A 22,511-nucleotide genomic window follows, 5' to 3' on the forward strand; every position below is an offset into this window, starting at 1 on the left:
CGAATGATTACTAGAAAACGATTCTCAAATAAAAGCATTTCTGGCTGTCTATTTTGAAAGTAACCCTCTTAATGCAAATGCCACATTTTGCGGACGTTCAGCCATACGTCTCATAAAATATCCAAACCAATCCTGACCAAATGGTACATAGACACGCATTTTGTAGCCTTTTTTCACTAATTCTAACTGTAAATCTGTCCTAAAGCCGTAAAGCATCTGAAATTCAAATTGACTGTTTTCGATTTGGTTTTCTTTTACAAACGTTATCACTTTTTCAATAATATGATGATCATGTGATGCAATCGCCGTATAACTCCCACTTAGTAAATGGGCTTTAATAATGTTGAAGTAATTTTCATCTATTTTTTCTTTGTCTTGTAAGGCCACTTCAGGTGACTCTTTATACGCACCTTTTACTAGTCTTAGAGATACGCCTTTTAGGTTTCTAATATCTTCTTCAGCTCTATTTAAATAAGCTTGAACTACCGTTCCAACATTGTCGTAATCTTTTCTCAGCTTTTGTAAAATATCCAATGTCTGTTGACAATGTGAGTAATCCTCCATATCAATTCTTACAAAATTGTTATACTGTTTTGCAGTGCCAACAATACGCCGCATATTTTCCAAACAAAACTCTTCACTAATATCTAAACCAAGCTGTGTCATTTTAAGCGATAGATTGCAGTCAACACCTGAAGAAGCAATAGAGTCTAGTGTCTTAATACAATATTCCGTCGCTTCTAGTGCTTCTTCCTTACTGTCTACAAACTCCCCTAAATGGTCAAGTGTACACGTTAATCCTTGTTTATTTAATTCGTTTACTCTAGCAATTGCACTCTCAATGTTTTTTCCTGCTACTACTTGAGATGCCCCTATTTTCAACCCCCATTTTTTTGCAGCAACATTCATTGCTTTATTTTGTGAAAGAAACATAAAGAAGATTTTCATTGGTTGATGTAAAATCATTTTGATCACTCCAGTATTCAGCCTAGAATTTTTTCTTACTACCCTTCTATATGCAAAACGCATGCCAATTCATTTTATAAGATTGTTCAGGGTATTTATTAAATAGAAATGCCTAGTTACCCACACATATTTGTTCAATACATGTCCATTTTAGACACATCTGTAAACGCTATCACATTTGTAATTAGCCCAAACTAATAAAGAAATCAATGATCTAACTATCTTAAAAAAAGAATAAAAGTCATGCTAAACAATTCTGATTATTTTAACTTTGTAACTATTAAATAACAGTCTAATAAAGATAAAGAAAAAATATATACAATTTTTAGTCAATTCCGTCTATAATAAAACCAACATAGACATAAATGTAAACTTTTTTACAGAATCTTATTTTTGTTGGGAGGTCTTCAATTTGCAACACCATATGACTCTTGAAACACTAGCAATGCCATGGAAATGCGATCTAGATATTAAAAAAATGGAAATATACAGTCCTACCAATCTTTTATCGGACATTAACAATATCGAAGAAGGTAGAGATATTGCTTTAAAAGGGGCAAATGATGAAGTTTGCGGATGGATTCCTTATTCAACACTTATGAGAGAAATTTTCAAACAGTGGAAACTTACAAAAGCTTATTATAATGCTGTTCTTAACTCGGTTGAAGCCGCTGTAACAACTGTTGATTATAAAGGGAATATCACATTTTTGAATCCTAACTCAGAAGAAATGTACGGGCTTTCACTAAACAAGGTGTATGGCCAGTCTATTACAAAATTTTTCGAAAAAGAGGCCATTGTTTTAATGTCAACGATGAAAGAACGACAAGGAGTTACAAACAAATACAACCAGCCTCACCCTAATGTTCATGTGTTAATTAATACATCTCCTGTCTATGTTGATAAAGAAGTTGTTGGAGGAATTTCAATTGAAAGAGATATCACGGAGATGGTTAAATTAAATGATGAGTTGTCTTCAACGACCGCCTATTTACATGATTTAGAAAGCACAAATCAAAGCCAACAAAATCTTTCTCCTTTTAACAAAATTAAAGGCAGAAGCCCTGTTTTAAAAGACGCTATTAATCTAGCCAATAAAGTAGCCAAAACAGATGCCCCGGTATTAATTACTGGAGATAGCGGGGTTGGGAAGGAATTGTTTGCTGAAGGAATTCATAATGCCGGAAAACGATCTAACCATCCCTTTGTTGCGATTAACTGTGGTGCTATCCCTGCCGCGCTATTTGAAAGCGAACTTTTCGGGTATGAACAAGGAGCCTTTACCGGAGCGGTAAAAGGAGGTAAAAAGGGGAAATTTGATGCTGCAAAAGGAGGTACAATCTTCCTTGATGAAGTTGGGGAAATGCCTCTTGAATTACAAGTTAAGTTATTACGTGTATTACAAGAAAAGCATTATTATCGCGTTAGTGGAAATGAAGCAATTCCAACCGACGTACGGATCATTGCTGCTACCAATCGAGATCTAGAAAAGATGATCGATGAAGGAAGTTTTCGGGAGGATTTATATTACCGTTTAAATGTCATTTCAATATCTATTCCTCCGTTACGGGATCGTATCGAAGACATTCCTGAGTTGATCCAATTATTCTTAAAGGAATTCTCTCTTAAATACACGATGCCGATTCCCAAGATCGATCCAGAAGTGATGTATACCTTTCTTCAACACCCATGGCAAGGAAACATCCGGCAGCTTCGTAATATTATCGAACGCATGATCATTTTAGCAAGCGATAACGAAGTGATTAAGCCCCATCATCTTCCTAAGAATTTTGTTAAGGAAAATAATCCTCCTACTCTAAACATTCAATTCGAAGAAATAAAGAAACATAACGGTCAAGGTGAAGAAGAGATTCAGTATGCACTACAAAAAACGTTTGGAAATAAAGCAGCCGCAGCGAAGTTATTAGGTATTTCAAGAGCCACTTTATATAACAAACTTAAGAAGTATGATTTAAAAATAGATTAGGTGAGAACGGCCGGTTCTCACCTTTTTCATTTGTGTCAATTTTCTAAACAGTTTAGACATTTTTTTAAAACACTTTTGTCTATGTTATGCAGCAACTATTGTAAAACGCCCTTATAATTATTGGCATAATTATTGCAAGTAAGAGGTAAACACCATCACCAAGAAAACGCTTTCAAGGGAAAGGAGTGTATACTGATGGATTATAGCCTTTCAGTTGCCACATGGCTTTGGATCTTTATTCCATTTGTAGGAATCATCGGTCTATCTATTTTAACAATTATTTTCGAAAAGGAGTGAAGAACTGAATGAATACAGCCACTATTATTACATTTATTGTTTATTTAATCGGAATGTTAGGAATTGGTTTATGGACCTACAGAAAAACAAATACCATTTCTGATTATTTCTTAGGAGGAAGAAGTTTAAATAGTTGGGTAGCAGCCATGAGTGCACAGGCCTCTGATATGAGTGGTTGGTTGCTTTTAGGACTTCCTGGTGCTATCTATGTATCGGGCTTAAATGGAATGTGGATCGCCATCGGATTAGCGGTTGGTACCTATTTAAATTGGCAGTTCGTTGCAAAACGATTACGAAAATACACTGAAGTTGTAAATTCAATTACTATACCAGACTATTTTGAAAATAGATTCAAAGATTCGACTAAGACGTTACGTGTTATTTCTGCGGTAACGATTATTGTCTTCTTTTTATTCTATGCATCCTCTGGTATGGTTGCGGGAGCTGTCTTGTTTGAACAAGCTTTTGGTATTGACTATGACTTGGCATTATTTATAGGAGCTATCGTCATCGTTTCTTATACCTTTCTCGGTGGGTTTCTAGCTGTAAGTTTAACAGATTTTGTTCAAGGAATTTTAATGTTATGTGCTTTAATATTTGTGCCTGCTTTAATTCTTGTTTCACTCGGAGGCTTAACAGGACTATGGAACAGCATCGGACAAGTCAACGTTGATTTACTAGATATTATGAAATCTGTTGGAATTGAAGATAGCACATGGATAACTAACGCAACTTCATTTAGTATGGTTGGAACCATTTCATTACTAGCATGGGGACTTGGATATTTTGGACAACCTCATATTCTTACTCGATTTATGAGTATTAGAAGTGTTGCTGAAATTCCGAAGGCTAGGCTTATTGCTGTCATATGGGTTGTCCTCTCCCTTATTGGCGCAGGATTTGTAGGACTCGTTGCAATCACACAATTCAATGTGCCATTAGAAAATCCTGAAAGTGTATTTATACTCCTAGTACAAACCTTGTTTAATCCTTGGATAGCAGGTATCTTACTCGCTGCCATTCTAGCAGCCATTATGAGTACAATCGATTCACAATTATTAGTTTCTTCAAGTGCAGTCGCTGAAGATTTTTATAAGCAGATTTTCAGAAAGAATGCTAGTGAAAAAGAACTTCTATGGGTCAGTCGAGGTTCTGTTATTTTCATTTCAATTCTTGCTGTTATATTAGCTAAAAGTGGAGGAAATGTATTAGAGCTTGTCTCTTATGCATGGGCTGGTTTTGGAGCAGCATTTGGCCCCGTTATTATCCTCTCTCTTTTCTGGAGACGAATGACGAAAAATGGAGCTCTTGCTGGTATACTATCTGGTGCTTTAACTGTTATTCTATGGGGAAATATTAATGTATTAAATAGCATAGGCCTATATGAACTTGTTCCTGGATTCATCCTAGCTTGGATTGCCATTGTCATCGTTAGCCTTATTGATAAAGATCCGTCCTTTGAAATTAAAGAGGAATTTAATCTAGCAGTTAGCCATTCAAGTAAGCAACAACAAGAGTATAACAAATCTGTATAGAACAATAAAGATAGAAATGGGCTATGTTTAGCTCTTTCGATATAAACATCAAGGTAGATGGACCGTGATTTTCCTCACGTCCGTCTACCTTTTTCTGATCCTGTTGTGAATTCTTTGCCGTTCTCTAAGGAGGTCTGAAATCATTTAAACATAGGTGTATTGGCAAATGCTTTTCTATAGGTCATCTAACTTCTAAGAAAAACGGCGCAACCTTCTTTTCTTAGTTGCTCTTCCTTGAGTAATACTACTGGACCAAAGATTTCTTCCTGCAGAATACGCGCCTTTGGATCTAAATCAACAATGATCGTTGGCTGAATAAAATAACCTTTTGAGCCACCTCCTTCACCACCTGTTACTAAACGGCCTTCTTCGTTTCCGATATTGATATATTCCATTATCTTATCAAAGGCTTTTTGATCAACAACAGGACCCATATAGTTTTCTCCAGAAGCAGGATCCCCCACAGTCAGTTCCTTTGTTCTAACACCTCATTATATACATCCTGATGGATAACTGCTCTAGAACCAGCAGAACACTTTTGACCAGAAAAACCAAACGCAGATACAACAATCGATTCAGCAGCAAGGTCAAGATCAGCATCTTTATCGACAACCACCGTAGTTCCTGCCCATAATAGCAAAGGCAAAATTCCACGGAGAAATAACGACTGCCCCCCCTGTTGGTGTATATATATAATTGTTTTATTCGCCTTCACGACTATTAATCTGTTTTCCATCTTAAAGCGATTATTTGACGGGCATAGTACTCCATAAAATCAATGGCTTCTGCCGTATCTGCATCCGCTTCTTTCCAAGGTTTCCCTGCCTCTTTTACAAGCAATGCGGAAAACTCATTTTTACGACGACGAACAATAGATGCAGCACGAATAATAATATTAGCACGCTCTTCAGCCGATACGTTTTTCCATGATTCAAAAGCTTCACTTGCAGCTTGTATCGCCTTTTCAGCTATGTCAGAATTTGCTTTTGTAACTATTCCAATCACTTCATCTTTATTGGCTGGATTATATGAAACAATTTTTTCAGGTGTCGCTTACTGTTACACCTTTTATAAATCTTCCCTTACAAGTAACTCATAGCACTCGACATGTTTCGAGTCTGGTCAACTATAAATTGGGCTTCTTCTCCTTATTGAATTGAAAATACTTCTTTCTTTTTTCAATAACTCTTCAGGGTTGATGATCATGTAATATTTCTATACCGATACCCTCTTTTAATTTCTGATTAGCGCTGAAAAAATGTTCTTGGTAAGTCATTGACTTCATATGCAGCATGTATTCCTGACTCGATTGCACCTTGGATCCAAGCGTGGGTAGTTGAGGCATGTTCACCAGCAAAGTGAACCCGACCTTCAGGAGTGGAAATATAAGGTGATAATTCTTTTACTTGTTCAGGTTTAAACATCGTAAAAGCTCCAGCAGAATACGGATATCGAACCCAACTGTGGCTCACTCCTCCTTGAAAATCACGATACACTTGCTCACCATGAATAGTAGCCAAGTTTTTTAATACATACTCTAAGCGCTCTTCATTTTCCAAACTGTCCCAAGGTACCGCATCATCATCCCATGTATAACTACCCAAAATAACACCGGATCCTTGTGCACCGAGGTCATGACTCGGATATTGAACATATTTAATAGGGAGATCAGTAACAGTTTGACCACCATACAAACCTTGTCTTTCCCAGAATCTGTTTTTAAACTGGACGCCGGTCTTCGTAGAGCCAGCATAGTTAAGTTCCCGAATTGCCTTCCACTTGTTTTCGGAAAAAGAATGACGCGGTACAATTTCTACAAATTGTAAAACAGAAAAAGGTATAGTCACAATCGCAAGATCGCCGGTAATTTGAAATGGCTCTAAGATTTTATGGACAGAATGAATCGTTACCTGGTTATCGTGCTGCACAATTTTCTTCACCTTATGCCCGTAATATATTTCATCTTTTAATTGAGTCGTAAATGCTTTAGGAAGTTGGTCATTACCACCGGTGATTTCATAAAAACGGATATCAGGAGTAAATAGAACTAATAGTTCACGTAACAGTTCTAAGAAAGAAAGCTCTGTAAGTCCTTCTAGCGTAAGAATTACTTTAATCATTTCGATCGCACCCGGAGATAATCTTACTCCAAACCGATTGTATCTCAAATAACTGTCCATCGAGTATTTATCCAATTCTTGTATGACCCATGGCCAATTTCTTCTCGGGTTTTCTTCAATTAAATCGGTCACCGGTTTTATAGCTAATTGAAGCAATTCCGTAGCGGTTTTACCTTTTTCATGTGGGTATACAGGAAAACGCAACATATCAGGATTTTGTTCATATACTCTAAAACGAGCTTTGATTCCTTTTACATGGATGATGTCACTTGGAGTTGAATTGATAAACCTATTAACCGGGAGTTGGAATTTGTTTATATATTCCAAAGTCAACAAATGAGTATGAGGAATACGCATTGCGCCAGCTTCCAGATATTGTCCATCCCTAAAATCACCTCTTAACGTATAGACCCGCCCTCCCACCCTATCGGTAGCTTCAATGACAGTAACATTGTGCCCAGCTTGCTTAAGTAAAGAGGCCGAGACTAATCCAGCCATACCAGCACCAACAATAATAATCTTCTTGGGAATTTTCGTTTTTTCAAGTCCATTTCTAATGATTGAAAGCATTTGATCAGAGGATAACTCAGGAAATACGTAGTTTAACATTGCTTCCCCCCTACAATGGCGATAGATCAAGACCTGATAAAAATATGGCTTACTGTCATCTTATTCAGTTAATAAGTAGAATTATGATAAAGGGAGTCAAATTTAATTTATATTTGATGATTGCGCTCGATTGTTGAAGATTCTATTATGAAAATTGTAATACCAAACACTTTAATTTCTTCAAGTAACCAACAAATTGCTAAATAAAAAGTTTTTGATTGTAAGGGTTTTTAAGACATACATTATTATTATTAAACTCTATTAATGTGTTGAAGATGGAAGCCTTACAATTCACTACCGATTCTCGGCTCCAACAAATGAATAGAAGCAGGTAATCCCTTATCGGGAACCTGCTTCTTCTTTTAAAATGATCTGCGCCACACATTCCACCTGGCTTCAGTAGTTGTCGCAGATAGAATGGCAATTTATCAATTTATCATTTATTTTTTCTATTCATTAAGTCATATGTATGATTGTTTACATCGTTTGGGAATATACGACTTGTTCGTATAACTCGTGATTCTCTGCAGTATTTTGTTTCCAATTTGCACATCTCCCTAAAACATATAAGTAATTTCTAAAGCAATGCAGGCACTTAAGCAGCCAATCCAAAAATTAAAATTTTCAAAAAACATAAATTAGAGTGTTGATAAAACACAATTTCTCTGTCTATCTCTATTAGATATTACTCGTTTTAACTAATCAAATTCTTCTATCATTTCTTTACTTGGAGTAGAGTCAATTTCAGAAAAAATAAGAATAGATAGTAAGGAAAGAAAGAAGCCTGAAACAAGTTCATATTAATAAAAGGGAATATGAGCTGCAGATTGGTCCATTCGTAGGCCATCCGTTCCCACTGGAGGCGTTGATAAAAGGCTCCATAAGATTACAGTGACACACCACAGGCTACTAAATTGTTTTTCAGCTTGAGTTACCTGAAAACTATATTGTTGCTGTTGTTGAATCGGTAATGTCTGGTGAAGAAAATGCTGTTTATCTAATTCTACTAATTGATGTATAGATTTGTTCATTAAGATGACTTCTTTTTAAAAAACCAAATGATATATTAATCTTCGTATTCGATCTAATACTGTCATCTGTTTTTTCATTCAGTTCTTCTTTAATTCTTTCGCTGAATACTCGTAGATATAGGTACCAATGTTAATCACAACCACTAGGTTGATCATCTTCTTTTAGTATAGCTAACGTCATATCATGTATGACTCTATCACCCGGCTTCACATTTAGAGATATAATATTCCCACCTACCCCCATCTCTACCTTTTTCAGTACACCCTCATTCGTCTTCAGTAGAAATAAAGGCTCCCATTCATGTACATAGGCCCCTTCATTTACGAACACTTTATCAATCGTTCCATTATACACACTTGCAACTGCACAGTAAGTATTCACAAATAACTCCTCCTTAAATCCATCCGCGAAATTTTGAAGCTTCAGCCATTTTTCTAGATCCAACCATATAGGCGGCTAACCGATTATCGACTTTGTATAGATCAGCTGTTTCAATAACATGGTTAAAAGCTTCTACTAATTTTGTTTTTAATTTTATGGAAACCTCTTCTTCCGACCAATAATACCCTAAATTGTTTTGGACCCATTCAAAGTAAGAGACAATAACCCCTCCTGAACTAGCTAACACATCAGGAATAAGTAATACGTTTCGTTGACTAAGAATTTGTGTTGCTTCCATTGTTGTTGGACCATTTGCAGCCTCAACAACAATGGAGGCCTTAATATTAGCTGCATTTTTAACTGTAATTTGATTTGAAATGGCTGCAGGCACTAAGATATCACATGGAAGTTCAAGTAGCTCCTGGTTGGTAATCGTATTTTTAAATAAATTAGTTACGGTTCCAAAAGAATCTCGTTTATCTAATAAATAATTTATATCTAGTCCATCTTCATCATAAAGTGCTCCATAGGCGTCAGAAATACCTATTATTTTTGCTCCTGACTCCATAAGAAACTTGGCTAAGTAACTCCCCGCATTTCCAAAACCCTGAATGACTATCTTCGCTTGCTTCAATTCTAAATTTTTACTCTTTGCTGCTTCTTCTATGCAAATTGCCACTCCTCTTGCCGTAGCTGTTTCCCTGCCATGAGATCCCCCTAAAACTAGAGGTTTTCCCGTAATAAATCCTGGTGAATCAAACTCGCGTATCCGGCTATACTCATCCATCATCCAAGCCATTACTTGTGCATTAGTAAATACATAGGGAGCGGGAATATCTTTTGTCGGACCAACAATTTGACTAATTGCTCTTACATATCCTCGACTTAATCGTTCTAGTTCACCAAAAGACATCACCCTAGGATCACAGATAATGCCGCCTTTTCCTCCCCCATATGGGAGATTGGCAATCCCGCATTTTAAAGTCATCCAAATAGATAACGCTTTCACTTCTTCTTCTGTTACGTCTGGATGAAAGCGAACCCCTCCTTTAGTCGGACCTACTGAGTCATTATGTTGAGAGCGATATCCGGTAAATATTTTTATTTTGCCGTTATCCATGCGAATAGGTATGCGAACACTCAGCATCCGAAGTGGTTCTTTAAGCAGTTCAAATACTTCACTCGTATACCCCAATGTATTCAAAGCTTCTTTAATAATTATTTGTGTCGACTCTAAATGATTAAGGTTTCTGTAGATTTACTTCCTCTAACTGATCTTCTTCTTTTATCGACAGACTCATTTTATTCACCTCGAATGATTACTAGAAAACGATTCTCAAATAAAAGCATTTCTGGCTGTCTATTTTGAAAGTAAACCTCTTAATGCAAATGCCACATTTTGCGGACGTTCAGCCATACGTCTCATAAAATATCCAAACCAATCCTGACCAAATGGTACATAAACACGCATAGTGTATCCCTTTTTTACTAATTCTTGTTGTAAATCAGTCCTAAAGCCGTAAAGCATCTGAAATTCAAATTGACTGTTTTCGATTTGGTTCTCTTTTACAAACGTTATTACTTTTTCAATAATCTGATGATCATGTGATGCAATCGCCGTATAACTCCCACTTAGTAAATGGGCTTTGATGATATTGAAATAATTTTCATCAATTTTGGATTTGTCTTGAAAGGCTACTTCGTGAGATTCTTTATACGCACCTTTTACTAGTCTTAACGAAGTACCCTTTAGGTTTTTAATATCTTCTTTCGCTCTCTTTAAATAAGCTTGTATAACCGTTCCAACATTGTCATAATCTTTTCTTAATTCTTTTAAAATATCCAATGTCTGTTGGCAGTGTGAGTAATCCTCCATATCAATTCTTACAAAGTTGTTATACTGTTTTGCAGTGCCAACAATACGCCGCATATTTTCCAAACAAAACTCTTCACTAATATCTAAACCAAGCTGTGTCATTTTAAGCGATAGATTGCAGTCAACACCTGAAGATGCAATGGAGTCTAAGGTCTTAATACAATATTCCGTCGCTTCTAGTGCTTCTTCCTTACTGTCTACAAACTCCCCTAAATGGTCAAGTGTACACGTTAATCCTTGTTTATTTAATTCGTTTACTCTAGCAATTGCACTCTCAATGTTTTTCCCTGCCACTACTTGAGATGCCCCTATTTTCAACCCCCATTTTTTTGCAGCAACGTTCATTGCTTTACTTTGTGAAAGAAACATAAAGAAGATTTTCATTGGTTGATGTAAAATCATTTTGATCACTCCAATATTCAGCCTAGAATTTTTTCTTACCACCCTTCTATATGCAAAACGTATGCCAATTCATTTTATAAGGTTGTTCAGGGTATTTATTAAATAGAAATGCCTAGAGTTACCCACACATATTTGTTCATTACATGTCCATTTTAGACACACTTGTAAACGCAATTATATTGTAATTAGCCCAAATTAATAAAGAAATCAATGATCTAACTATCTTTTAAAAAAAGAATAAAAGTCATGCTAAACAAACCTGATTATTTTAACTTTGTAACAACTAAGTAGCAGTCAGGTAAAGAATAATATATACAATTTTTAGTCAATTCCGTCTATAATGAATCCAACATAGACATACATGTAAACGGTCAAAGTGAAAAAGAAATTCAATCTGCATTACAAATAACGTTTGGAAATAAAGCAGCAGCAGCATAGTTATTTTGGGTATCTCAAGGGTCGACTTTATATAACAAAATTAAAAAGCGTAATTTAAAAGAATAAACAAGGTGAGAACGACTAGTTCCCACCTTGTTTCATTTGTGTCAATATTCTAAATAGGTAGACATAATTCAATACACTTTTGTCTAGCATTACAGTTAATATCATAGAACAACACTTATTATGTTTGGCACAATTATTGCAAGTAAAAGATTAACCCTATTATAGAAACTCTATGAATCATTCAGGTGCTCTGCTTTTTTATCGATCTTTCAAAATAGGTAAATGAGATCTGATAAACCAACTAAGCTTTCAATTAAGCTTTAATAGAAAAGTTTTATAATTTAGGTAAATATCATATAAAGAAAAATGGATTTTTAAAGAGATTCTAATTGTTAACCATTGTCTTAATCATTAGGAAGAAGTGTCCTAGTTGTTTAACCCTAAACCATTTTATTCATTGAAAAATAATTTGAACTTTACGGTAACAAAAGTTAATAGATTTTTAAATAATATATTTGGGGGCTAAGTATGGATTTCTTAAATACTCTAGTTGGACAAGCCAATACACTTTTATGGGGGAATATTTTAATTGCTTTATTAATAGGTTTAGGAATTTATTTTACGATTGGAAGTAAATTTGTTCAAATACGTCATATTGGCGAAATGTTCCGTATTTTAAAAGATAAAAATACGATTTCCCAGAAAGGCGAAAAACAAATTTCTTCACTTCAAGCATTCTTTATTGGTGCTGCAACTCGTATTGGAACAGGGAACGTTGCGGGAGTTGCGATGGCCATTGCTTTAGGTGGACCTGGTGCGGTTTTCTGGATGTGGGTTGTTGCCGTGCTCGGTGGCGCGAGCGCTTTCATCGAAAGTACTTTAGCGCAAATTTATAAGGTGCCTGATAAAGTAGGATTCAAGGGCGGACCTGGTTATTATATGAAAAAACAATTAGGAAAGAAATGGATGAGTACTATTTTTGCAGTTACGATTATAGCATCCTTTGGTTTAACTTTTAATGCAGTACAGAGTAATACGATTGCTGAAGCATTCAATTCTTCGTTCGGAATTAAAGGAGGAGTAGTAGGAATAGTATTAGCCATATTAGCAGCCATCATTATTTTCGGTGGAGTTAAACGCATTGCAAATTTCTCATCTGTAATCGTACCAATCATGGCGTTCTTTTATATTGGTTTAGCTTTGTATGTTTCAATTACAAACATTACAGAAATTCCAGCTGTTATAGGTTTAATTGTAAAAAGTGCTTTTGGACTTGAGCAAGCTGTTGGTGGTGGAATAGGCGCTGCCATCATGATGGGGGTAAAACGTGGGTTATTCTCTAACGAAGCAGGTATTGGTAGTGCGCCAGTCGCAGCTGCAACTGCATCCGTGTCCCATCCAGTAAAGCAAGGTTTTGTCCAAGCATTAGGGGTATTCTTTGATACTATATTAGTATGTTCAGCGACTGCGTTTATCATTTTATTATCTGATTCTTATGGTTCTGGTTTAGAGGGAATTGCACTAACGCAAGCCGCTATGGGAGAACATTTCGGTCCTTGGGCTGGAATATTCTTATCCTTTGCGATCTTAACATTTGCCTTTAGCTCTATCATTGGAAGCTACTACTATGGAGAAGCAAATATTGGGTTTATTCATTCCAGCAAAACAGCACTTTTGGTTTATCGTTTACTGGTACTTAGTATGATTGTATTTGGTTCTGTTGCAAGCTTACAGATTGTTTGGGATCTTGCAGATCTTGCAATGGCATTTATGGCATTAACTAACCTTATTGCCATTGGAATACTTGGAAGAATTGCTTTTAAAGCATTGGACCATTACATGCAACAACGTAAAGCAGGTCAGGACCCTGTCTTCTATGCTGATGATATTGAAGGTTTAAAAGGTATAGAAGCGTGGCCAAAACGTGAGCAAGAGAAGAAGCAAATCAGTTAATAAGAACTAAAAGAAACATTTGGGAGGTACATTTATCTTTCTATAAAAAAAAGAGCCCAACCTTTGGTAGAGTTAAAGTGAACTAAAGGCTAGGCTCTTTCTATGAGAAGAATAAAGGATTCAACGATGTCTTTCAATTTACGGATCAAGGTTGCTTTTAATGGAGGCGACTTGCCTCTGATTGGAAATGATTTACTCGTCAAAGAATTTAATGAAAAAGTAGGGTTACATGAATTGATTATAGATCTTCGTTAGTCGGACTAATAATCACATAACACTTGGGCTCTAAAATAAATATCATGTGGGCGCATTAACCGCAATTCTGTATTCATCGGTACGGATATTCGTGTCATAAAGCTGGACACATTAACTCTTGACCACTAAGATTACGTTCATTATGCCCTCAAAGATAATTTCCCCTCTCTCCAGTCTTAATGACTACATAAAAATTCGATGCGCTACCTTTCGCATACTTTCCCCACCCCCATAAGGCTTCATAATAAGCAATTTGTTCTTCTAGAAAAGCGTTCACCTTCACGTGGACCGTATCTTCAAGATTTTGATATTCCACTTCATCAAACTCCGTACTTCTAGCTAAAGCTGGGTGCAATAATCAGTTTCAGATTCTTTCCTCTCAATAGAAGCCATAATGATAAAACTTTTTCTTCCTTGGTAACAGGGATTTTAATATCACATTTTTTTACCTGAACGAATTCTTCTAGAGACGTCTTTCCTTTCCCATAAAGCAATGGATTAAATCTCACCTTACTTCCCCCACCTTTAAAAAGATATTTTGCCTCCCATAGCCCTGGGTAACTTGATTGCCGATCTTAATAATATCCCTCCACCAGGACTAAACACTTTTTGACTTGCTGTTGGTTGCTTATTTTCTCTTTTTTGTTCGTGTTGAATTTGTTCTCCTTGTGCTGACTTAACTCCTTTTGGAATCTCCGCCTGTTCAATAGTCTTGGGTTAAGCCACAACTCTTCCTCTTTTTCCCACAACGGGGATGATAAAGTCATGCCTCTTGACTATTTTTTATACAAAAGTGTAAAAGGTAAACACTTTTGTAAACCGATTGTACAAAAACACATTTCAGTCATTTTGATGAAAATGTGTTTTAAAAAGACTTTAGTGCCTTTTTACTTTTTGGCACAAATATTGCATTGCTTATAGGTGTATACAAGATAAACTACACAGGAAGGAATGTGAAAGTATGAGTAACGGAATTTTCAAAATCCCAACACCTAAAAACGAGCCTGGTAATACATATGCTCCAGGTACAAAAGAGAGGGAAACATTAAAGGCAGAATTAAAACGCCAATCTGATAACGTAGTCGATATCCCTGTGATTATTAATGGAGAAAATATTAAGACAGATACAGTGAAACAAGTGGTTATGCCTCATGATCATCAACATGTTTTGGCAAATTTTTCGCAAGCTGGAGAAAAAGAGTTGCGTGATGCTGTAGAAGCGGCAATGGCTGCAAAAGAATCATGGGCAAATATGCCATGGGAACACCGTGCATCCATTTTCTTAAAAGCTGCTGATTTAATCTCTGGTCCATACCGTGACGTAATCAATGCTGCCACGATGTTAGGACAATCCAAAACAGCTTTTCAAACAGAAATTGATGCTGCACAAGAATTAGCAGATTTCTTACGTTTTGGCGTTGATTATGCTAATCAAATTTACCAAATTCAACCGGATAGTGTGAAGAATATTTGGAATCGTTTAGAATACCGACCATTAGATGGTTTTGTATTGGCCATTTCTCCATTTAACTTCACCGCAATTGGCGGGAATTTACCATCAGCTCCTGCAATAATGGGGAACGTAGTCGTTTGGAAGCCAGCAACAACTGCTTTACTATCAAATTACTACTTTATGCGTATTTTAGAAGAAGCAGGATTACCAAAAGGCGTAATCAACTTCGTACCTTCTCGTGGTTCACAAGTATCGGAGGTAGTATTAACAGACCCTCGTATGTCTGGATTCCATTTTACTGGATCAACAAGTACGTTCCAAACAATTTGGAAAGCAGTAGGAGAAAACATTACAAACTATAAATCATATCCTCGTTTGGTTGGGGAAACGGGTGGAAAAGACTTTGTATTTGCTCACGAAACTGCACAAGCAGACAAAGTAGTAGCTGGCCTTGTTCGTGGTTCGTTTGAATACCAAGGTCAAAAATGTTCAGCAGCCTCTCGTGCTTACATCCCTGCAAGCATGTGGGAAGAAGTGAAAGCTGGTGTAGTGGAAGAAACGGCTAAGCTTAAAGTAGGGGATATCCAAGACTTTACAAACTTCATGGGTGCAGTCATTGATAAAGCAGCTTTTGATTCAATCACAAGCTACATCGACTATGCTGCAGCTTCTGAAGAAGCAGAAATTATTGCTGGTGGTACTTATGATGATTCTGTTGGATATTTCGTTCAACCGACAATCATTGTGACAACAAATCCAAACTTCAAAACAATGGTAGAAGAAATTTTCGGACCAGTATTAACGATTTATGTATATGAAAATGATAAATTAGAAGAAACATTGACTGCAGTAGATACAGCGTCCATGTATGCATTAACAGGCGCGATCTTTGCACAAGATCGTCAAGCAATTATGCACTTAGAACGCCGCTTATCTGGTGCAGCTGGAAACTTCTATATCAATGATAAACCAACTGGTGCGGTGATTAATCAACAACCATTTGGCGGTTCTCGTGGTTCTGGTACAAACGATAAAGCAGGTTCTGTATTTAACATGATTCGTTGGACAAGTCCTCGTATTATCAAAGAAAACTTTGCTCCAACTACAGAAATTGCATATCCATTTATGGATGCAGAATAATTTAATAATGAAAAAAAGAGGTTGAAATGTTTTGTTTCAACCTCTTTTTTTACTAGATTTGTCCATCTCTTTCTGACATCTGTATGTACTGGCTCAAGTAATCTCCTGCTTTTCCCCTGTTCCACACAGAACATGCAAATTTCCCAGCATTCTGCATTCCATCTACCATTATGTACTAGATTATAAGTTCTTCGTTACTTTTAGACATAAGGATTTTACCGACCTTTTCGAGTCCGCACTTGATTCGGTATTGATTTATCTTATTTATGATTGATTTGCGCAGACCTAATGTTTGGCTTTCTGATAAATCCTCTCATTCTTTAGAAATTACATAAAATAATTGATGTCAATTATCGATATTCCCAACCTCCAGTTCTTGCGATACTAGATAAAAGGACCCACCTAATTGATAGCATCGATTATAATCAAAAAAGATTTGCAGCAGCAGATTGGAAAGTAATTACCGATATAAGAAATTGATAAAAGTTTTTATTAGTTGTATCTTCTAAGAAAAACAGAGCCTCTCCATAGGAAAGGCTCCTTACTCACTATTACACCTGTTTTAATCTTTTCTACAAGTAGTGAACAGCACTCAACGTGTCCAGAGTGTATGTGGCAATACAAAGGTGCTGGTGGGTTTATCACATTCTTAAGACCTTTTTCTTTCAGAAAACACACTTGATCAAAATAAAAGTTGACGGCTGCAAAGGAACTTGAAAAAACTGAATAAAATAAGTACACATGAGTTGATGTGATTCATTTTTTCTCTAACTTTTTGAGAGTTACATCATTTCACTGTCCTCATCGCATCAACATTCTTTTTCAAAGTTATCAAGCAATGCACGCACTTCATCTGTTGATTTGGTGTTCATCAATTGATTTCTTAATTCACCAGCTCCACGAAATCCTTTGACATAAATTTTGAAAAAGCGATGAAGCCCTGTGATTGAACGTGGCAGTACCTCCGCATATTGATCTTGAAGATCAAGCTGCAGTCTTAATAGATCAAGGTATTCTTTGCTGCTATGCTCTTTGGGCTCTTTTTCAAAAGCAAAAGGATTTTTAAAAATCCCTCGCCCGATCATAACGCCATCAATACCATATTGTTCAGCAAGCTGTAGCCCAGTTTGACGGTCAGGAATGTCTCCATTGATTGTTAGCAGTGTATTGGGTGCGATACGGTCACGTAATTTTTTGATTTCCGGAATTAGCTCCCAATGCGCATCTACTTGGCTCATTTCCTTTCTTGTACGTAAATGAATAGAAAGGTTCGCAATATCCTGTTTTAAAATATGCGTTAGCCACTCCTCCCACTCATTTACATCCTTATAACCAAGTCGTGTTTTCACGCTGACAGGCAGTCCGCCCGCTTTTGCTGCTTGAATAAGTTCTGCCGCAACGTCTGGACGCAGAATAAGGCCACTCCCCTTCCCTCTCGAGGCCACATTCGGTACAGGGCAGCCCATATTAATATCTATGCCTTTAAATCCTAGCTCTGCCATGCCAATACTCATTTGACGGAAATATTCGGGATGATCCCCCCAAATATGTGCCACCATTGGCTGTTCATCCTCTGTAAAAGTCAAACGTCCACGCACACTTTTCATACCCTCTGGATGACAATAGCTATCCGAGTTTGTAAACTCTGTGAAAAATACATCCGGTCGACCGGCTGCACTTACTACGTGACGAAAAACAACATCTGTCACATCTTCCATCGGTGCAAGTACAAAAAAGGGTCGTGGTAAATCACGCCAAAAATTATCTATCATTTCAAACTCAAATCCTCTCACTATGAATACAACTTCCAACCCTAGGTTAAAAATTAATGCCGAATGTTCCACTTCTTTTTCACTTATATCATGCTTAATTACTTATGATCAAATACAAATACATTTGGACATTTATAATTTTTGAAAATCAGCAATGTTTATTTTAACGAAAATCGTTCCTGAATGGTATTTTTATAAACAAATAAGCAGATGATATAGATTTTTCTATATCATCTGCTTTTCTATTATACCAACTCCAACCGCGCTACACACTCCACATGTGTTGAATGCGGAAACATATCCACCGGTTGCACTTCTTTCGTCTCATATCCACCAGCCTCTAGGATTTTCAAATCCCTCGCCAACGTAGCAGGATTACAAGACACATAAACCACACGCTTTGGCTTCATCGATAGGATTGTCTCTAGCAATTCCTCATCACACCCTTTTCGAGGAGGATCAACCACGACTACATCTGCTCTTACCCCTTGTGCATACCACCATGGCATCACTTTTTCGGCCTCTCCTACGGCGAAGTCGACATTGGTGAAGCCGTTTAATTCGGCATTGCGTTTTGCATCGGCAATCGCATCTGGAACAATTTCTACTCCGTACACATGCTTAGCGCGTTGAGCGAGGAATAGCGAGATCGTACCAATTCCACAGTAGGCATCTATGACGGTTTCTTCTCCTGTTAGATCCGCGTATTTCAGAGCTTGGTCGTAGAGGACTTTCGTTTGCTCTGGATTGACTTGATAGAACGAACGAGCTGATATGGCAAATTTAATATCACCAATGTAATCATGGATGTACTCATCGCCCCATAGAACGATCGTTTCATCACCGAAGATGACATTGGTTCGTTTCGTATTGATGTTTTGAACGATTGATTTGACGTTCGGTACTTCCGCTACAATTTCATCGATGATCGCTTTTTTGTTCGACAATTCTTGGCCTCTTGTGACTAATACGACCATAACTTCATTCGTGACCTTTCCTTTACGAGCCACAACATGTCTTAAGGTTCCACGGTGCTTCTCTTCATCATAGCCTCGAATTCCGTGTTTGTTTGCAATCTTTTTGACGACACGAATGATCTGATCATTCTCTTCATGTTGAATCAAACACTCATCCATATCGATTATTCGGTGGCTTCGTTCTTGGTAAAAACCTGCAATGACAAGGCCGCCTTCTTCACCAACTGGTACCTGGGCTTTGTTGCGATAACGCCACGGGTTTTCCATACCTAGTGTGGGATGAAGCGTTACCTCTTTTAAGCCACCAATTCGTTCTAGTACATCCTTCACTTGCTTTTGTTTGGATATTAACTGGGCTTCGTAACTTAAGTGTTGAATTTGACAGCCTCCACATTGGTGATAGATTGGACATGGCGGTTCAGCTCGGTGTTCACTTGCTTCTTTTATTTCAAGTAGGCGAGCAAAGCCATAGCCTTTGTTCGTCTTTACTACTTTAATATCGACAGTTTCTCCTGGTAATGCTTTTGGTACAAATAACGTGTAGCCATCTACTTTGGCGACACCGGCTCCTTCATGGGTTAAATCTTCAATCGTCACTTGAAGCTGGTCGTTTTTCTTCACTGGTAGTTGCTGTTTCATAATTCATTCCGTCCTTTTAGGTCTATTCGTTTTGTTATTGTACCACATTCAAGGACTGTCTCGAAATGAGCGGTGATTTCTTGATTGTTCGTGTGTGAATTCACTTTTTATAGAATAAAAAAAGAACCTTCCAATTATAAGAAGGTTCCATCAAATGGGCTATCTTCGTAACGTACGTCCTTTGGGTGTCAGCATCTCAAAATGTTGATATAAATTAACAAATTCCGTTGGTAGTTGCCCACCATGTTCTCCATCTAAGTTCAGTTGCATATCGCCTTCGACTTCTACTTTAATGCGGTTGGCATGTACATACATCACTTTAGAATGATGAATGTGCTCACCTCTAAGCGCTAATGTGCAGAGGTGTAAGAATTCTGGAAACGAAAGCTTTTTTACAACAATAAAGTCAAACATCCCATCTTGAAGGGAAGCATCTGGAGCTAATTTTTCGAATCCCCCTACCGAATTCGTATTAGAAACGAGAAACAACATAATTTCTCCTTCAAATAATTTCCCATCATATTCTATTTTGACTTTTCGCGGGGCTACTTGTGGAAGTTTTTCAAGCCCCTTAATATAATAAGCTAATTGTCCTACTGCTGTTTTCAGCTTACTAGGAACTTCATACGTTAATTCTGTTAATGTACCACCCGCTGCAATGTTGATGAAGTATTTTTCACCAGCACGTCCAATATCGATCGGCTCGAAATGATCTCCACAAAGAACATCACACGCCTTTTCAATATCTCTAGGAATGTGAAGAGCTCTAGCAAAATCATTTGTCGTACCAGCAGGAATCAGACCGAGGCTTGGTCTTTCTTTTAAAGGAGCCAATCCATTTACGACTTCAAAAATCGTTCCATCTCCACCCGCAGCAATCACTAAATCATATCCATTTTCTCCTGCTTTGCGAGCAGCTCGCTTAGCACAACCTTCACCTGTTGTTGCATGTGCTGAAGTTTCATATCCTGCTTTTTCAAGTCGCTCTAATATATATGCCAAACTTTTACGAATTTGTTCACGCCCAGACGTTGGATTGTAAATAAGTCGAGCTCTTTTCATTGTAGATCTCCTTACTTCATTAACATAATTATCTCTAGATAATATCACTATCCTACTTGTATTGTACCTTACAAGGACACCATTCAGCAAATGGACAAATCATTTTACGAAAAAATCTGATCTCTCTATCATTAGAGAAATCAGATCTATATCTCTTGTTCACAAGACAGCTGGTTAACGCTTCGCCATTTCCTCAAGCAAGAGTTTATTCACCATTGGAGGATTTGCTTTTCCTTTTGAGGCTTTCATGATTTGACCAACCAGGAAGCCAATCGCTTTTTCTTTCCCGTTCTTGTAATCCTCAACCGATTGAGGATTATTGTCAAGAACCTCTGTGACCATTTGTAGAATGGCCCCTTCGTCAGAGATTTGAACAAGTCCTTTGTCTTTAACGATTTGCTCAGCATCTCCACCGTTTTCAATTAATTCCTTGAACACACTTTTAGCAATTTTAGATGAGATTGTTCCTTTTTCAATCAGTTCAATCATCCCTGCTAAGCTTTTAGGAGTAAGAGCAATTTCATGAAGTTCTTTTTGTTCTGCATTTAAATAACCGGATACTTCGCCCATTAACCAGTTAGAAGCTTGCTTCGCTCCTACACCTTGTTCAATCGTCTCTTCAAAGAAGTCAGACATTTCTTTTGTTAACGTTAGAACGACTGCATCGTAAGCGGGTAATCCAAGCTCTTCTACATAACGCTTCTTTCTCGCATCTGGAAGTTCAGGGATTTCAGCGCGAATACGCTCTTTCCACTCTTCATCAATATATAAATCGACTAGATCTGGCTCAGGGAAATAACGGTAATCATCAGATCCTTCTTTCACACGCATGAGAAGCGTTTTATTCGCTGCTTCATCATAACGACGTGTTTCCTGTTCAATGATCCCACCAGATAAAAGAACTTGTTCTTGACGTTTTTCCTCGTACTCAAGACCTTTGCGAACAAAGTTGAACGAGTTCAAGTTTTTCAACTCTGCTTTTGTTCCGAATTTCTCTTGTCCAACAGGGCGCAAAGAAATATTCGCATCACACCGCAATGAGCCTTCTTCCATTTTACAATCAGACACGCCTGTATATTGAATGATCGCTTTTAGCTTCTCCAAATAGGCATATGCTTCAGCAGGTGTACGAATATCAGGCTCTGAAACGATCTCAATAAGAGGTGTTCCTTGACGGTTATAGTCTACTAAAGAGTAACCGCCTCCTGAGTGTGTTAACTTACCAGCATCTTCCTCTAAATGAAGACGAGTAATTCCGATCCGCTTCTTCTCGCCTTCTACTTCAATTTCAATCCAGCCATGCTCCCCAATTGGCTTATCAAACTGAGAGATTTGGTATGCCTTCGGGTTATCTGGATAAAAATAGTTTTTGCGATCAAACTTTGTATCTGTAGCGACTTCACAATTAAGCGCCATTGCCGCTTTCATCGCAAATTCAACCGCTGACTTATTTAATACAGGTAGTACACCTGGATATCCAAGATCAATGACACTCGTATTTGTATTCGGCTCTGATCCGAAGTGGTTCGGACTAGCTGAGAAAATTTTCGAGTCTGTCTTTAATTCAACGTGGACTTCAAGTCCGATAATCGTTTCGAAATTCATCGCAGT

16 protein-coding genes and 1 pseudogene are annotated in these 22,511 nt (G+C 37.3%); 5 read left to right on the forward strand and 12 right to left on the reverse strand.

Annotation, left to right across the window (positions count from 1 at the left end; translation table 11 throughout):
* Positions 1-48: 48 nt before the first annotated feature.
* Positions 49-966, reverse strand: a complete 918-nt coding sequence (locus PQ474_RS15345; protein ID WP_273845003.1) for a proline dehydrogenase — start codon at positions 964-966, stop codon at positions 49-51.
* Between the two features lie 412 nt (positions 967-1,378).
* Between PQ474_RS15345 and PQ474_RS15350 the strand changes: the two genes are divergently transcribed.
* The gene (locus PQ474_RS15350; protein WP_273845005.1) at positions 1,379-2,953 is read left to right on the forward strand and encodes a sigma-54 interaction domain-containing protein; all 1,575 of its coding nucleotides are present in this window, start codon (positions 1,379-1,381) and stop codon (positions 2,951-2,953) included.
* A gap of 305 nt (positions 2,954-3,258) precedes the next feature.
* Positions 3,259-4,785, forward strand: a complete 1,527-nt coding sequence (gene putP, locus PQ474_RS15355; RefSeq protein ID WP_273845008.1) for a sodium/proline symporter PutP — start codon at positions 3,259-3,261, stop codon at positions 4,783-4,785.
* Between the two features lie 242 nt (positions 4,786-5,027).
* Here the strand turns inward: putP and PQ474_RS15360 are convergent.
* The 6 genes and pseudogenes from PQ474_RS15360 to PQ474_RS15385 form a co-directional block, all read right to left on the reverse strand.
* A pseudogene (locus tag PQ474_RS15360) lies at positions 5,028-5,835 on the reverse strand (aldehyde dehydrogenase family protein); the annotation flags it as partial.
* A gap of 194 nt (positions 5,836-6,029) precedes the next feature.
* A complete protein-coding gene (locus tag PQ474_RS15365; RefSeq protein ID WP_273845010.1) occupies positions 6,030-7,514 on the reverse strand; it encodes a flavin monoamine oxidase family protein in 1,485 nt (494 codons plus the stop codon).
* Positions 7,515-8,314: 800 nt separating this feature from the next.
* Positions 8,315-8,545 carry a hypothetical protein gene (locus PQ474_RS15370; protein WP_273845013.1) on the reverse strand — a complete coding sequence of 77 codons (231 nt, stop codon included), beginning with the start codon at positions 8,543-8,545 and terminating at the stop codon, positions 8,315-8,317.
* Between the two features lie 130 nt (positions 8,546-8,675).
* Complete coding sequence (locus PQ474_RS15375; RefSeq protein WP_273845016.1) at positions 8,676-8,927, reverse strand: biotin/lipoyl attachment domain-containing protein; 252 nt, start codon at positions 8,925-8,927, stop codon at positions 8,676-8,678.
* Positions 8,928-8,940: 13 nt separating this feature from the next.
* Positions 8,941-10,185, reverse strand: a complete 1,245-nt coding sequence (locus PQ474_RS15380) for a Glu/Leu/Phe/Val family dehydrogenase (protein WP_273845104.1) — start codon at positions 10,183-10,185, stop codon at positions 8,941-8,943.
* 102 nt (positions 10,186-10,287) lie between these two features.
* The gene (locus PQ474_RS15385) at positions 10,288-11,205 is read right to left on the reverse strand and encodes a proline dehydrogenase (protein WP_273845018.1); all 918 of its coding nucleotides are present in this window, start codon (positions 11,203-11,205) and stop codon (positions 10,288-10,290) included.
* A 972-nt stretch (positions 11,206-12,177) separates the two neighbouring features.
* Between PQ474_RS15385 and PQ474_RS15390 the strand changes: the two genes are divergently transcribed.
* Positions 12,178-13,602 carry an alanine/glycine:cation symporter family protein gene (locus PQ474_RS15390; protein ID WP_273845021.1) on the forward strand — a complete coding sequence of 475 codons (1,425 nt, stop codon included), beginning with the start codon at positions 12,178-12,180 and terminating at the stop codon, positions 13,600-13,602.
* Positions 13,603-13,728: 126 nt separating this feature from the next.
* Complete coding sequence (locus tag PQ474_RS15395; RefSeq protein ID WP_273845023.1) at positions 13,729-13,857, forward strand: hypothetical protein; 129 nt, start codon at positions 13,729-13,731, stop codon at positions 13,855-13,857.
* 148 nt (positions 13,858-14,005) lie between these two features.
* On the opposite strand, the gene PQ474_RS15400 is transcribed toward PQ474_RS15395, so the two are convergent.
* Positions 14,006-14,173 (reverse strand): hypothetical protein, encoded by a 168-nt coding sequence (locus tag PQ474_RS15400; protein ID WP_273845025.1) that lies wholly within the window; start codon positions 14,171-14,173, stop codon positions 14,006-14,008.
* A 645-nt stretch (positions 14,174-14,818) separates the two neighbouring features.
* Between PQ474_RS15400 and pruA the strand changes: the two genes are divergently transcribed.
* On the forward strand, positions 14,819-16,450 hold the full coding sequence (gene pruA / locus PQ474_RS15405) for an L-glutamate gamma-semialdehyde dehydrogenase (protein ID WP_273845027.1): 1,632 nt from the start codon (positions 14,819-14,821) through the stop codon (positions 16,448-16,450).
* An 809-nt stretch (positions 16,451-17,259) separates the two neighbouring features.
* Here the strand turns inward: pruA and PQ474_RS15410 are convergent.
* From PQ474_RS15410 to gatB, 4 genes are all read right to left on the reverse strand, one after another.
* Positions 17,260-18,222 (reverse strand): tRNA dihydrouridine synthase, encoded by a 963-nt coding sequence (locus PQ474_RS15410; protein ID WP_273845029.1) that lies wholly within the window; start codon positions 18,220-18,222, stop codon positions 17,260-17,262.
* Between the two features lie 245 nt (positions 18,223-18,467).
* Positions 18,468-19,838 carry a 23S rRNA (uracil(1939)-C(5))-methyltransferase RlmD gene (rlmD, locus tag PQ474_RS15415; RefSeq protein ID WP_273845031.1) on the reverse strand — a complete coding sequence of 457 codons (1,371 nt, stop codon included), beginning with the start codon at positions 19,836-19,838 and terminating at the stop codon, positions 18,468-18,470.
* A gap of 159 nt (positions 19,839-19,997) precedes the next feature.
* Positions 19,998-20,900 carry a diacylglycerol kinase gene (locus tag PQ474_RS15420; RefSeq protein ID WP_273845033.1) on the reverse strand — a complete coding sequence of 301 codons (903 nt, stop codon included), beginning with the start codon at positions 20,898-20,900 and terminating at the stop codon, positions 19,998-20,000.
* 174 nt (positions 20,901-21,074) lie between these two features.
* Entirely contained in the window at positions 21,075-22,505 is a 1,431-nt protein-coding gene (gene gatB, locus PQ474_RS15425) for an Asp-tRNA(Asn)/Glu-tRNA(Gln) amidotransferase subunit GatB (RefSeq protein ID WP_273845036.1), read from the reverse strand.
* Positions 22,506-22,511 lie beyond the last annotated feature (6 nt).

The sequence above is a fragment of the Halalkalibacter alkalisediminis genome (assembly GCF_028610705.1).
GTDB classification, from domain to species: Bacteria; Bacillota; Bacilli; order Bacillales; family Bacillaceae_D; genus Halalkalibacter; species Halalkalibacter alkalisediminis.